At 71.9% G+C, this 13,072-nt stretch carries 11 protein-coding genes; 7 read left to right on the top strand and 4 right to left on the bottom strand.

Annotation, left to right across the window (positions count from 1 at the left end; translation table 11 throughout):
- Positions 1-69 precede the first annotated feature (69 nt).
- Genes ABZW11_RS26140 through ABZW11_RS26130 form a run of 3 tightly spaced genes read left to right on the top strand, consistent with a single transcriptional unit; the run spans position 70 to position 3,988 of the window.
- On the top strand, positions 70-561 hold the full coding sequence (locus ABZW11_RS26140) for a substrate-binding domain-containing protein (protein ID WP_355421979.1): 492 nt from the start codon (positions 70-72) through the stop codon (positions 559-561).
- Positions 558-2,552, top strand: coding sequence for a beta-galactosidase (locus ABZW11_RS26135; protein ID WP_355421976.1), 1,995 nt, complete (start codon positions 558-560; stop codon positions 2,550-2,552). The genes ABZW11_RS26140 and ABZW11_RS26135 overlap by 4 nt, the downstream gene beginning before the upstream one ends.
- A gap of 41 nt (positions 2,553-2,593) precedes the next feature.
- Positions 2,594-3,988 (top strand): GH1 family beta-glucosidase, encoded by a 1,395-nt coding sequence (locus ABZW11_RS26130; RefSeq protein WP_355421973.1) that lies wholly within the window; start codon positions 2,594-2,596, stop codon positions 3,986-3,988.
- A 12-nt stretch (positions 3,989-4,000) separates the two neighbouring features.
- On the opposite strand, the gene ABZW11_RS26125 is transcribed toward ABZW11_RS26130, so the two are convergent.
- From ABZW11_RS26125 to ABZW11_RS26110, 4 genes are all read right to left on the bottom strand, one after another.
- On the bottom strand, positions 4,001-4,861 hold the full coding sequence (locus tag ABZW11_RS26125; RefSeq protein ID WP_355421970.1) for an SAM-dependent methyltransferase: 861 nt from the start codon (positions 4,859-4,861) through the stop codon (positions 4,001-4,003).
- A gap of 80 nt (positions 4,862-4,941) precedes the next feature.
- Positions 4,942-5,577, bottom strand: coding sequence for a nitroreductase family protein (locus ABZW11_RS26120; protein WP_355421967.1), 636 nt, complete (start codon positions 5,575-5,577; stop codon positions 4,942-4,944).
- Between the two features lie 87 nt (positions 5,578-5,664).
- Positions 5,665-6,771, bottom strand: a complete 1,107-nt coding sequence (locus tag ABZW11_RS26115) for an arabinogalactan endo-1,4-beta-galactosidase (protein WP_355421964.1) — start codon at positions 6,769-6,771, stop codon at positions 5,665-5,667.
- Positions 6,771-8,819, bottom strand: coding sequence for a beta-galactosidase (locus ABZW11_RS26110; RefSeq protein WP_355421961.1), 2,049 nt, complete (start codon positions 8,817-8,819; stop codon positions 6,771-6,773). The genes ABZW11_RS26115 and ABZW11_RS26110 overlap by 1 nt, the downstream gene beginning before the upstream one ends.
- Positions 8,820-8,999: 180 nt before the next feature.
- Between ABZW11_RS26110 and ABZW11_RS26105 the strand changes: the two genes are divergently transcribed.
- Genes ABZW11_RS26105 through ABZW11_RS26090 form a run of 4 tightly spaced genes read left to right on the top strand, consistent with a single transcriptional unit; the run spans position 9,000 to position 13,070 of the window.
- On the top strand, positions 9,000-10,316 hold the full coding sequence (locus ABZW11_RS26105) for a sugar ABC transporter substrate-binding protein (protein ID WP_355421958.1): 1,317 nt from the start codon (positions 9,000-9,002) through the stop codon (positions 10,314-10,316).
- An 11-nt stretch (positions 10,317-10,327) separates the two neighbouring features.
- Positions 10,328-11,212 carry a sugar ABC transporter permease gene (locus tag ABZW11_RS26100; protein WP_355421955.1) on the top strand — a complete coding sequence of 295 codons (885 nt, stop codon included), beginning with the start codon at positions 10,328-10,330 and terminating at the stop codon, positions 11,210-11,212.
- A complete protein-coding gene (locus tag ABZW11_RS26095; protein WP_355421952.1) occupies positions 11,212-12,078 on the top strand; it encodes a carbohydrate ABC transporter permease in 867 nt (288 codons plus the stop codon). The genes ABZW11_RS26100 and ABZW11_RS26095 overlap by 1 nt, the downstream gene beginning before the upstream one ends.
- Positions 12,075-13,070 carry a LacI family DNA-binding transcriptional regulator gene (locus tag ABZW11_RS26090; protein WP_355421949.1) on the top strand — a complete coding sequence of 332 codons (996 nt, stop codon included), beginning with the start codon at positions 12,075-12,077 and terminating at the stop codon, positions 13,068-13,070. Before ABZW11_RS26095 ends, ABZW11_RS26090 begins: the two co-directional genes overlap by 4 nt.
- The last annotated feature ends 2 nt before the right edge of the window (positions 13,071-13,072 follow it).

The following is a 13,072-nucleotide window of genomic DNA, read 5'->3' as shown; positions in this document are numbered from 1 at the left end:
GGGCTCGCTGACCCCGCTGCTCACCGGCATCGAGGAGATCGAGGCCACCGACGACCACACGGTGACCGGGTGCTGGCCTTCGTCACCCTGCCCGCCGCCGCGTTCGCGGCCGGGTACGGCCCCGCCGTCCGCGCCTCGGCCGCGCTGGCCGCCGCCGCCCGCGAGGCGGGTCTGGCGTACGTGGACGGCGGCCACGCGGGCTCGCCCGAGGAGGGCACGCGGGCGCTGGACGCCCTGCTCGACGCCCGCCCCGACGTGACCGCGCTGGCCGTGATGGACGACCGCGCGGCGGCCGGCGTGCTGGCCGCCGCGGCGCGGCGCGGCCTGCGCGTTCCCGACGACCTGACGCTGCTGCTCGTGCTGTCGTCCGCGCGGGTCGCGGAGATGTTCCACCCCAGGCTGACCACGCTCGAACCGCCCAGCGCGGAGCTGGGCAGGCTGGGTGCCCGCATGCTCATCGACCGGTTGGGCGGCGGCGGGCCGCCCCGGCAGCGGCTGGTGCCCTGCCGGCTGGTGACCGGCGACAGTTCAGCACCACCACGTACGGGAGCCGCTTCGTGAAGCTCGGAATGCACACCCTCACGCAGACGAGGGGACTGCTGTTCGGCGGGGACTACAACCCCGAGCAGTGGCCGGAGGAGGTGTGGGCACAGGACGCCGCGCTGATGCGCGAGGCCGGGGTCAACCTGGTCACGGTCGGCGTGTTCAGCTGGGCGCGGCTGGAGCCGGAGCCGGGCAAGCACGACTTCGGCTGGCTGGACCGGCTGCTCGGCCTGATGGCCGGGCACGACATCGCCGTCGACCTGGCCACGCCGACGGCCTCGCCGCCGCCCTGGCTGGGCCACCGCTGGCCGGAGACGCTACCGGTGGACGAGTCGGGCACCACGCTCTGGTACGGCGCGCGCAACCAGTTCTGTCCTTCTTCGTCCGTTTATTGGGAGCGCTCCCTCGACATCGTGACCGCCCTCGCCGACCGCTACGCCGGCCATCCCGCGCTGGCGATGTGGCACGTGGGCAACGAGTACGGCCAGTTCTGCCACTGCGACGAGTCGGCCGCCGCGTTCCGCCGCTGGCTGCGCGAGCGGCACGGCGACCTGGAGACGCTCAACGAGGCGTGGGGCACGACGTTCTGGAGCCAGGGCTACGGCGACTGGGAGGAGGTCCTGCCGCCGCGCACCGCCCCGTACATCATCAATCCGGGCCAGCGGCTCGACTGGCGGCGCTTCTGCAACGACCAGATGCTCGCGCACTTCCGCGCCCAGCGGGACGTGCTGCGCGCCCGCACCCCCGAGGTGCCGGTCACCACGAACTTCATGGGCTTCTTCAAGCCGGTCGACGCCTGGGCCTGGGCCGCGGAGGAGGACGTGGTCGCCAACGACTGCTACCCCGACCCGGGCGACCCGCTCACCCCGGCGCGGACGGCGCTCACCCACGACCTGATGCGCGGCCTGGCCAAGGGCCGGCCGTGGCTGCTGATGGAGCAGGCCACCAACGCCGTCAACTGGCGGCCGCACAACCTGCCCAAGCCGCCGGGGCAGTTCCGCCTGGAGTCGCTGCAGGCGCTCGCGCGCGGCGCGGACGGGCTGTGCTACTTCCAGTGGCGGGCCTCCCGCTTCGGCGCCGAGCGCTTCCACGCGGCGATGGTGCCGCACGCCGGTCCTGAGACGCGGCTGCACGCCGCCGTGCGCGCGCACGGTCAGGAGCTGCGCGGGCTCTCCCGGGTGGCGGGCACCGAGGTGCCGGCGCGGGTGGCGATGGTGTTCGGCTGGGACAGCTGGTGGGCGCTGGAGGATCGCGGGCGGCCCAGCGACCGGCTGAACGCCGACGAGCAGCTCCTCAACTACTACGTGCCGTTCTTCGAGCGCGGCGTCGCCGTGGACGTGGTGCCGCCCGGCGCGGACCTGGACGGCTACGCGCTGGTCGTGGTGCCGAACCTGTTCCTCGTCAGCGACGAGCAGGCGGCCTGGCTGGACGCGTACGCGCGAAGCGGCGGAGTGCTCGTGGTGGGACCGTTCTCGGGGATCGTGGACCCGCGCTCGCACGTGCGCACCGGGCGCTTCCCCGCGCCGCTGCGCGAGGTGCTGGGCGTCTCCGGCGAGGAGTGGCTGCCCGTGGGCGGGCCCGTACGGTGCAGGTGGGGCGGCGGCGAGGACGGGTTCGCCGCCGACACGTGGACCGAGCTGCTGGCCGCCGAGGACGCCGAGGTGGTGGCCGAGTTCGCCGACGGCGACCTGGCCGGGCACCCCGCGATCACCCGGCACCGGCACGGCGACGGCCTGGCCTGGTACGTCGGCACCATGCCCGAGCCGGCCGCCCTGGGGACGCTGGCCGAGCGCGTGCTGGCCGACGCGGGCGTGGCGGGCGAGCTGCCCGATCTGCCGCCCGGCGTGGAGGCGGTGCGCCGCGGCGAGGTGCTGTTCGTGCTCAACCACGGGACGCGGGAGGTACGGGTGGAGCTGCCGGGCCGCGCCGACGACCTCCTGACCGGCGCGCCCGCCGAGGGCGCGATCACGCTGGCGCCGCGCGAGGTCGCCGCCCTGGTTACTGCCTGACTTTCACCCTGAATTCACCATTAAATACCCCAAGGAGTGACATGACCGTCTTTCCCGACAACTTTGTGTGGGGCACCGCCACGGCCGCCTACCAGGTCGAAGGAGCCTGGAACGAGGACGGCCGCGGCCCGTCCATCTGGGACACCTTCTCCCACACGCCCGGCCTGGTGGCGGGCGGCGACACCGGCGACGTGGCCTGCGACCACTACCACCGCCTGGAGGAGGACCTCGACCTGCTGGCCGCGCTGCGCGTCGGCGCCTACCGCTTCTCCATCTCCTGGCCGCGCGTGCAGCCCGGCGGGACCGGCCCGGTCAACGCCGCCGGGCTCGACTTCTACCAGCGGCTCGTGGACGGCCTGCTGAGCAGGGGCATCGCGCCGGTCGCCACCCTCTACCACTGGGACCTGCCGCAGGAGCTGGAGGACGCGGGCGGCTGGCCGCACCGCGACACCGCGGAGCGCTTCGGCGAGTACGCCAGGCTCATGGGCGAGGCGCTCGGCGACCGCGTGCACACCTGGATCACGCTGAACGAGCCGTGGTGCTCGGCCTACCTCGGCTACGCCTCCGGCGTGCACGCCCCGGCGCGCACCGAGCCGGCCGCCGCGCTGGCCGCCGTGCACCACCTCAACCTCGGCCACGGCCTGGCCGTGCAGGCGCTGCGCTCGACCGCGGCCAAGGACGCGCAGATGTCGGTCACGCTCAACCTGCACCACGTCCGCGGCGTGTCGGAGGCCGACGCCGACGCGGTGCGCCGTGCGGACGCCCTGGCCAACCGGGCCTTCCTCGGCCCGATGCTGGAGGGCGCCTACCCGGCCGACCTGCTCGCCGACACCGCCGGGGTGACCGACTGGTCGTTCGTGCGCGACGGCGACGAGGCCACCGCCTGCCAGCCGCTCGACGTGCTCGGCGTCAACTACTACAACCCCACGCTGGTACGCCACTGGGACGGCAGCGGCCCCAAGGAGACCGCCGACGGCCACCAGGACGGCGCCGCCTCGCCGTGGATCGCCTGCGAGAGCGTGGAGTTCGTCCGTCAGCCGGGCCCGTACACGGAGATGGGCTGGAACATCGACGAGACCGGCCTGACCGAGCTGCTGCTGCGCCTGCACCGCGACTACCCGGACCTGCCCACCATGATCACGGAGAACGGCGCGGCCTTCCCCGACCCGGTCTCCCCCGACGGGCGCGTCCGCGACCAGGACCGCGTCGACTACCTGCACCGCCACCTGACGGCGGTCAGCGAGGCCATCGCGCAGGGCGCGGACGTGCGCGGCTACTTCGTGTGGTCGCTCATGGACAACTTCGAGTGGGCGCACGGCTACGCCAAGCGGTTCGGCATCGTCCGGGTGGACCGCGAGACGATGGAGCGCACCTGGAAGGACAGCGCCCACTGGTACCGCGACGTGGTCACCTCCGGCAAGCTGCCGGTCGGCTGACGTCCGGGAGGCTCAGGGCTTGCGTGCCACGCCGCCGACGAAGGTGTGGTACGTGATCCCCGGCGTCGCCTGGTGGTCCCCGGTCTCCGGGCGCCACTCGGGCAGCGGCACCAGGCCGGGCTCCACCAGCTCCAGCCCGTCGAAGTAGGCGAGGATCTCGTCCCTGGTACGCCAGCGGCCGGTGCCGAGGTTCTCGTTGAAGATCTTCTCGGCGCTGCTCGCCTGCTCCGACACCTCGGGCAGCGCCGCGCCCGGATTGTGGAAGTGGGAGATCACCACGTGGCTGCCGGGGGCGAGCCTGCTGATGTAGCGGGCGGCGACGCCTCCGGGGTTCTCCTCGTCCTTGAGGTGGTGGAGGATGGCGAAGAGCAGCAGCCCGACCGGCTCGGAGAAGTCGATGAGGGCCTGCGTCCTCGGGTCGTCCATCACCTTCTCCGGCTCGCGGGCGTCGGCGTCCACGATCGTGGTGGTCTCGTCCACGGCCAGCAGCGCGCGGCCGTGGGCGAGCACGATGGGGTCGTGGTCGACGTACACGACGTGGGCTCCCGGCGTCACCGACTGGGCCACCTCGTGCACGTTGCCCTGGGTGGGCAGGCCGGAGCCGATGTCCAGGAACTGGCGGAGACCGGCCTCGGCGGCGAGGTAGCGCACGGTGCGCCGCAGGAACTCCCGGTTGGCCATCGCCGCCTGCGGCGCGTCGGGCGCGACCCGCAGCGCGGCGGCGGCCACCTGGCGGTCGATCTCGTAGTTGTCCTTGCCGCCGAGCATGTAGTCGTAGACGCGGGCGACGCTGGGCTTGCTGGTGTCGATCCCGCTGGGCGCGCTTTCCCGCTCGCTCTCGGGCACTGTCGGCTCCTCGTGGATGATCGTCAAGGGGGGTACGGCGATGATCCTAAGGTGGAGCACCCGGCATGGACCGGCAATCCGGGAAATATCGCGTTTGCGGTGAATGGTCACCATTGGTCGGTGTGTAGCACCTCGTCCAGCGGCTGGCGCTTCGCCCGCCCGAACGTCTCCCCCGTGTAGTACGCGGTCGGGATCAGCACGCCCTGGCGCACGTCGCCCGGGATGCCGAGCAGCTCGGCGATCTCGGCCTCGTACGCCAGGTGCAGCGACGTCCACGCGGTGCCCAGGCCGCGGGCGCGGGCGGCCAGCATGTAGCTCCAGGCCGCGGGCAGCAGCGAGCCCCACAGCCCGGCCTGGTTGCCCTGGGGCAGGGCCGGCACGGTCAGGCAGCCCAGCACCAGCACCGGCACCTCGCCCATGTGCTCGGCCAGGTAGGCCGCGCTGGCCGAGACCCGCTGCTGGGTGGCCGCCCTGGCCGGGTCGTCCTCGTACAGCCGCCCAGCCGAGGCACTCGACTCGTAGTAGCGGCGGAACGAGCGCCCGTAGTAGTCGCCGATGGTCTTGCGCTTGTCCTCGTCGGTGACCACCACCCAGTGCCAGCCCTGCGCGTTGCTCCCGGTGGGCGCCTGGAGCGCGATCTCCAGGCACTCCTTGACCAGGTCGAGCGGGACCTCACGGGTGAGGTCGAGGCGCCTGCGGACGCTGCGGGTCGTGGTGAGCAGCTCGTCTGCTGAGATCGTCATGCGCTTCATCATGCCCATCCCGGAGGCCGCGGACCCCGCCCGGCCTGGCCCGGCCCGGCCCGCCCGGACCCGCCCGGCCCCGTGCGGTCAGCCGCGGCCGAGCGCCGTCAAGGCCGGGAGCGCGCGGCCCGCGTAGTCGAACAGCGCCTGGTTCTCCCAGCCGTTGCCGGACGACGGGTCGGCCGGATCCCAGCCGTTGCCGCGCACGCCGGTCCAGGTGGCCTCCCAGGTGTAGAGGCCGAGCCCGCGGCCGTTCGGGACGTTCCGCACGATCTCGGCGACCTTCGCCAGCATCGCCGACTGGCCCTGCGGCGTGGCCCGGTAGCCGGGGTACGGCTCGGCGGCCGTGATGATGTTGGGCCAGCCGTCGGCGTCGGCCGTCGTGAACGGGTACGCGGTCTCGACGACCAGCACCGGCTTGGCGTACCGGGTGGCGACGTCGTTGATGTTGGCCCGGAAGGCGTCCAGCGTGCCGTGCCAGTAGGCGTAGTACGACAGCCCGATCACGTCGTAGCGGATGCCGTGCGCGTCGGCGTTGTCGAACCACCAGCGGTAGAGGCCGTTGTCGCCGCCGTCGGCCAGGTGCAGCACGACCTTCGTGCTGCCCGAGACCGCCTTGACGGCGTCGTAGCCGGCGTTCAGCAGGGCGGCGGTGTTCGGCCAGCTGGAGTTGGAGCCGTCGGGCCACAGCAGGCCGCCGTTGATCTCGTTGCCGACCTGCACCAGGTCGGCCGTGGTGCCCTGGCGGCGAAGGGCGTCGAGCACGTCGTAGGTGTGGGCGTACACCGCCTGCTTCAGCTGCTCGAACGAGAGCGACTGCCAGGCGGCGGGCTTGACCTGCTTGCCGGGGTCGGCCCAGCTGTCGGAGTAGTGGAAGTCGACGAGCAGGCTCATGCCGAGCGCCTTGGCGCGCCTGGCGACGGCGAGCACCTGCGTCTTGGTGTTGTAGCCGTCGGCCGGGTTCACCCAGACCTTCAGCCGGATGGAGTTGAGCCCGCCCTGCGCGAGGATGCGCAGCGCGTCGCCGGCCCGCCCGCTCGCGTCGCGGTAGACGCCGCCGAGCGCCTCCGACTTGGCCAGGCTGGAGACGTCCGCGCCCCTGATCGCCGGTCGTCCCGGGCCCTTCGCGGCGTGGGCGGGCTGGGCGACGACGAGGGCGCCGAGTAACAGCAGGGCGGTGAGGATGCGTCTCATCACGGTCTCCTGGGGTTCGGGGTTTCCCTGGCTTCCAGGGCTTCCTGGGTTTCCTGGGTTTCCTGGGTTTCTTCGATGACGGTGACCGCCCCGGCCGCGACGGTGACCGGCCCGTCGTGCCGTACGCCGTCGAACACGCTCACGCCGCTCACCCCCTCGACCGTCACGGGCCGGTCGCCGTGGTTGATCAGGAACAGGTGGCGGCCCCTGCGCACGAGTTCGAGCGTGTCGGGCAGGCCGCGCGGCCGGGTCACCCCGGCGTGGTCCAGCACCTGGCCGAGCAGGCCGGGCAGGCCGGTGACGGGGGCCGTCGCGAGGTACCAGGCGGTGCCGGCGCCGAGGTCGTGGCGGGTGAAGGCGGGATGTCCAGCGTCGGGCCCCGCGCCGAAGCGCCGCACGGCCCTGGCCCCCGCCAGGCGCACCCGCTCCGACCAGACGCGCGCGTCCTCCTCGGCGAGGCCGTCGATGAGCCTCACCGTCTCGTGTTCGCGCAGCGGGTGGAACTCCTCGACCGACAGGCCGAGCAGCTCGCGCAGCGCCCCGGGGTGGGCGCCGGGGTGGATGGTGTCGTGCTCGTCCACGATGCCGGAGAAGTACGACACGAGCAGGTTCCCGCCGGACTCCACGTACCGGTGGAGGTTCTTGGCGGAGGCTTCGGTCAGCAGGTACGAGCTGGGCGCCACCACCACCCGGTATCCCGAAATATCGGCGGAAGGGTGGGCGAAGTCCACCGTGACGTGCTCCCGCCACAACGCCTCGTAGAAGGCGTCCATCCGCTCCCTGAACCCCAGGTCGACCGAAGGCCGCCAGTCCAGCTCCAGCGCCCAGTACGACTCCCAGTCCCACACCAGCGCCACCTCGGCCCGCACCCGGCTCCCCCGCACCCCGGCCAGCCGCCGCAGGTCGGAGCCCAGCCGCACCACCTCGCGCCACTGCTCTGAGTCGGTCCCGGCGTGCGGCACCATCCCGGAGTGGAACTTCTCGGCCCCGAACCGCGAGGCCCTGAACTGGAAGAACAGCACGCTGTCGGAGCCGCGCGCCACGTGCGCGAGGCTGTTGCGGCGCATCTCGCCGGGCCGCTTGGCGAGGTTGCGCGGCTGCCAGTTGACCGCGCCCGCCGAGTGCTCCATGAGCATCCACGGCTCACCGCCCGCCACGGACCGGGCGAGGTCGGCCGACATGGCGAGGTCGATGTGGTTGTCGGGCCGCTCGGCCTGCAGATAGTGGTCGTTGGCGACGACGTCGAGCTCGCGGGCCCACTGCCACAGGTCGGTGGACTTGCAGTTGACGGTGCCGGCGAAGTTGGTGGTGACCGGCAGGTGCGGGGTCACCTCGCGCAGGATGTCGCGCTGCAGCGCGTAGTGCGCGCGGTGCTCGCCGTCGCTGAAGCGGGCGTAGTCGAGGCGCTGGGCCGGGTTGACCGACGTGTGGTTGGCGCGGGGCGCGTCGATCTGCGACCAGTCGGTGTAGGTCTGGCCCCAGAACGTGGTGCCCCAGGCGTCGTTGAGCGTGGCGAGGTCGCGGTAGGTGTGCCGCAGCCACTCCCGCCAGGCGGCCACGCTGTGCTCGCAGTAGCACTCGCCGAGCGGGGCGCCGTACTCGTTGTGCACGTGCCACATGACCACGGCGGGGTGGTCGCGGTAGTGCTCGCCCAGCGCGCGCACCAGCCGGGCGGTGGCCGCGCGGAAGGCGGGGGCGCTGGAGCAGGCGCTCTGCCGCCCGCCGAACCCGATCCGCACGCCCTCCCTGCTGACCGGCAGCACGTCGGGGTGGCGGGCGACGAACCAGGCGGGCGGCGCGGCGGTCGGGGTGGCCAGATCGACCGCGACGCCGGCCGCGTGCAGCCGGTCGATGATCTCGTCGAGCCAGCCGAACGTGAAGCGCCCCTCCTCGGGCTCCATCAGCGCCCACGAGAACATGCCCAGGCTGACCAGGGTGACCCCGGCCTCGCGCATGAGCGCCACGTCCTCCTCCAGCACCTCGCGCGGCCACTGCTCCGGGTTGTAGTCGCCGCCGAAGGCGACCCCGGCTGGACGCTCCGGATACATCCGTTCCCCCCGCAGACTTTTGTGTGAACGTGCACAGTAAAGCTCACTCGGCCCAGGAAAGAACAGTCACCTAGGGGGCCCAATATTTCCAGGCACGCAACGAGAATGTAACAACCCCTTGACGCCTATTTCCGGGCTGTTCCACTCTGTGCACGTTCACAGAACCCTCTGGAGGTACGCATGCGCGCCCACCGCCTTGGAGCAGCACTGGCCGTCGCACTCACGGCCACACTCGCGAGCTGCGCGTCCGGCGAGCCCGCCGAAGCGCCCGGGGCGGCGCGGAGCCAGGCGACCGCCGCCCAGGGGCCCGTCAAGCTCACGTACTGGACCTGGGCCCCCAACATGGACAAGATCGTCGAGGTCTGGAACGCCGCCAACCCGGACATCCAGGTGACGGTCAGCAAGCAGGCGGGCGGCGACGACGCGGCGGCCAAGTTCCTCACGGCGGCCAAGGCCGGCAACCCGCCGGACGTGGTGCAGGCCGAGTACCAGCACCTGCCGTCGTTCATCGCCGCCGACGCGGTGGCCGACCTCAAGGCGGAGACCGCGGCGATCAAGGGCGAGTTCACCGACGGGCTGTGGGGCCTGGTGACGCTCGGCACCGACGCGGTCTACGGCATCCCGCAGGACAGCGGCCCGATGATGCTCTTCTACCGCAAGGACCTCTTCGACGAGTACGGCATCGAGGTGCCCAAGACCTGGCAGGAGTACGGCGAGGCGGCCCGCACGGTCAGGAAGAAGGATCAGAAGGCGTACCTCGGCACGTTCTCCAGCAACGATCCGGGAGCGTTCACAGGTCTGGCGCAGCAGGCGGGCGCGCAGTGGTGGTCGATCAGCGGCGAGTCATGGAAGGTGAACATCGCCGACGAGGCCACCACCAAGGTCGCCGACTACTGGGGCGGCCTGGTGAAGGAGGGCGTCATCGACGACATGCCGTACTTCACCCCCGAGTGGAACAAGGCGCTCAACGACGGCAGGCTGCTCACCTGGCCGTCGGCCGTGTGGGCGCCCGGCGTGCTGTCCAGCAACGCGCCCAAGGGCAAGGGCAAGTGGGCCGTCGCGCCGCTGCCGCAGTGGAACGCCGGCGAGAGCTTCAGCGGCTTCTGGGGCGGCTCGTCCACCGCCGTGGCGGCCAAGTCGCCGCACAAGGCGGCCGCCGCCCGCTTCGCCACCTGGCTCAACACCGACCCCGAGGCCATCGGCCTGCTGGTCAAGGAGGCCGCCATCTATCCGGCCGCCACCAAGGCCCAGTCGGCGCTGGGTGACGCCCCCGGCTACTTCTCCAACCAGCCCGACTTCTGGCAGCAGGCCGCCGCCGTCTCCGCCGGGGCGCGCGGATTCACCTTCGGGCCGAACGTGGGCGTGGCGTACAACGCGTTCAGGGACGGCTTCGGCAAGGCGCTGCAGAACGGCAGTCCGTTCGCCGACGCCGTACGCGGCATGTCGGAGGCCACGGTCGCCGACATGCGCAAGGCCGGCTTCCAGCTCGCGTCATGACTCGCCCTTCCATGAGGCGGCCCGAGCGGGGACCGTGGCCGTACCTGTTCCTGGCCCCCGCGATGGTGCTGTTCACGCTGTTCCTCGCGGTGCCGATCGGCTACACCGTCTACCTGGCCCTGCACAGGACCCGCGTGTCAGGGCTCGGGCTGGGCAAAGGGGCGCGCAGGGAGGTGTACGCCGGGTTCGAGAACTTCGCCGCCGCCCTCGCCGACGCCGAGCTGTGGGCCGGGTGGCTGCGCGTGCTCGGCTACGGCACGCTGGTGCTGGTCGTGATGCTGGGGCTGGCCCTGCTGTTCGCGCTGCTGCTGGACTCGGCGCGGGTGCGGCTCGCCCGCTTCTCCCGCATCGCGATCTTCCTGCCGTACGCGGTGCCGGGCGTGGCCGCGACGCTGCTGTGGGGCTTCCTCTACCTGCCCTCGCTCAGCCCGATCCGCGACGTCCTCGACGTGGACTTCCTGAGCGCCACGACCGTGACGTACTCGATGGCGAACGTGGCGGTGTGGGGCGGCACCGGCTTCAACATGCTGGCCCTCTACACCACGCTGCGCGCCATCCCCCGCGACCTGTACGAGGCCGCCCGCCTCGACGGCGCGTCCGAGCTGCAGATCGCGATCCGAGTGAAGATCCCCATGCTGACCCCGGCGATCATCCTGACCACGGTGTTCTCGATCATCGCGACCGTCCAGGTGTTCACCGAGCCGACCGCGCTGCGCCCGCTGACCAACACCATCAGCTCCACGTGGAGCCCGCTGATGAAGGTCTACCGCGACGCGTTCGTCACCGGCGACCTGTACTCCGCCGCCGCCACCTCGATCGTCATCGCGGCGATCGCGCTCGTGCTGTCCTTCGGGTTCCTGCGCGTGGTCCGCGACCGCGCCTTCGGGGAGGGCTGATGGCTCCGCTCACCGTCTCGCACCGCCGCCCGCGTACCGGCCGCGCAGCAGGGCTGGTGCCGACGGCGCTGCTGCTGGTCGGCGCGCTCTACTGCCTGTTCCCCGTGGTGTGGGTGCTGATCGCGGCCACCAAGTCGCCGGGCGAGCTGTTCAGCACCTCCACGCTGTCCTTCGGCACCGGCTTCCTCGACAACGTGGGCGAGCTGTTCGCCTACCGCGACGGCGTGTTCTGGCTGTGGGCCGCCAACACGCTGCTCTACGCGGGCGGCGGCGCGCTGCTGTCCACCGCCGTCTCGGCCGTCTCCGGGTACGCGCTGGCGAAATACCGCTTTCCCGGCCGGACCCTCATCTTCAACCTGCTGATCGGCGGCATCCTCGTGCCCAGCGTGGTGCTGGCGGTGCCGCAGTATCTGCTCTTCTCCAAGGTCGGGCTGGCCGACAGCCACTGGGCGGTGCTGCTGCCGCAGATCCTCAACCCGTACGGCATCTACCTGGCCCGTGTCTACGCCACCGCGTCCGTGCCCGACTCGCTGCTGGAGGCCGGCCGCATCGACGGGGCCGGCGAGTGGCTGCTGATGCGGCGGGTGGCGCTGCCGCTCATGGTGCCCGGCATGGTGACGATCTTCCTGTTCCAGTTCGTCGCGATCTGGAACAACTTCCTGCTGCCGTTCATCATGCTCGGCGACGACGGCAAGTTCCCGCTCACGGTGGGCCTCTACACGCTGCTCGCGGCCGGCGCCAACCAGCCCGCCCTCTACAACCTGATCCTCACGGGCGCGTTCCTGTCGATCCTGCCGCTGATCGCGCTCTTCCTCACCATGCAGCGATACTGGAAGACCGACCTGTCCTCCGGAGCCGTGAAATGAAACGCCCTACGATCCACGACGTCGCCGCCGCCGCGGGAGTCTCCCGCGGCACGGTCTCCCGCCTGCTCAACGGGGACAAATACGTGAGCCCGGCGGCGCGCGTGGCCATCGAACGGGCCATCTCCGAGACCGGCTACGTCGTCAACAGGGCCGCCCGCAGCCTGGTCACGCAGCGTACGGGGTCGGTCGTCATGGTGCTGTCGGAGCCGCACGAGAAGCTGTTCGAGGACCCCAACTACAGCACGCTCATCAGGGTCGCCATCCGCATGCTGGCCGAGCGCGACCTGTCGCTGGTGATGATGCTGGCCGGCGACGAGGGCGACCGCGAGCGGGTGGTGCGCTACGTGCGCGGCGGCCACGCCGACGGGGTGCTGCTGGTCTCGACGCACGCCGGCGACCCGCTGCTCGACGCGCTGCGCACCGGCCCGCCCGCCGTCTCGTGCGGGCCGGTCATCGGGCGCGAGACCGTCATCCCGTACGCCGCCGCCGACGACCGGCTCGGCGCCCGCCAGATGACCGAATACTTCGTCGGCCTCGGCCGCAAGCGCATCGCCATGATCACCGGGCCGATGGACACGCCGGGCGGCATCCAGCGGCTCGAGGGCTTCGCCGACGTGCTCGGCCGCAAGGCCACCACACGGCTCATCGCCCACGGCGACTGGACCCAGGCCAGCGGCGAGCGGGCCATGACCGAGCTGCTGGAGCGCACCCCCGACATCGACGCCGTGTTCGTGGCCTCCGACCTGATGGCGGCGGGCGCGCTCGCGGCGCTGCGCGCGGCCGGCCGCCGGGTGCCCGACGACGTCGCGGTGGGCGGCTTCGACGACTCCTCGGTGGCCGTCTCGACCCATCCGCCGCTGACCACCATCCGCCAGCCGCTGGCGGAGATGGCCCAGGAGACGCTCCGCCTGCTGCTGGCCCTCATCGACGGCGCCGGCCACGTCGACCCGGTGGTCCTCCCCACCGAACTGGTCATCCGCGAGTCCGCCTAGGG

Source organism: Nonomuraea sp. NPDC004580 (assembly GCF_040609855.1).
In the GTDB taxonomy this organism is placed as follows: Bacteria; Actinomycetota; Actinomycetes; order Streptosporangiales; family Streptosporangiaceae; genus Nonomuraea; species Nonomuraea salmonea.
Note: the sequence above shows the minus strand (reverse complement) of the source record. Positions and strands in the feature narration are given on the sequence as shown.

Coding starts and splice junctions, on each gene's coding strand:
- ABZW11_RS26130 (WP_355421973.1), top strand. CDS start 2,594: ATGACCGTCTTTCCCGACAACTTTGTGTGGGGCACCGCCACGGCCGCC.
- ABZW11_RS26120 (WP_355421967.1), bottom strand. CDS start 5,577: ATGACGATCTCAGCAGACGAGCTGCTCACCACGACCCGCAGCGTCCGC.
- ABZW11_RS26115 (WP_355421964.1), bottom strand. CDS start 6,771: ATGAGACGCATCCTCACCGCCCTGCTGTTACTCGGCGCCCTCGTCGTC.
- ABZW11_RS26110 (WP_355421961.1), bottom strand. CDS start 8,819: ATGTATCCGGAGCGTCCAGCCGGGGTCGCCTTCGGCGGCGACTACAAC.
- ABZW11_RS26105 (WP_355421958.1), top strand. CDS start 9,000: ATGCGCGCCCACCGCCTTGGAGCAGCACTGGCCGTCGCACTCACGGCC.
- ABZW11_RS26100 (WP_355421955.1), top strand. CDS start 10,328: ATGAGGCGGCCCGAGCGGGGACCGTGGCCGTACCTGTTCCTGGCCCCC.
- ABZW11_RS26095 (WP_355421952.1), top strand. CDS start 11,212: ATGGCTCCGCTCACCGTCTCGCACCGCCGCCCGCGTACCGGCCGCGCA.
- ABZW11_RS26090 (WP_355421949.1), top strand. CDS start 12,075: ATGAAACGCCCTACGATCCACGACGTCGCCGCCGCCGCGGGAGTCTCC.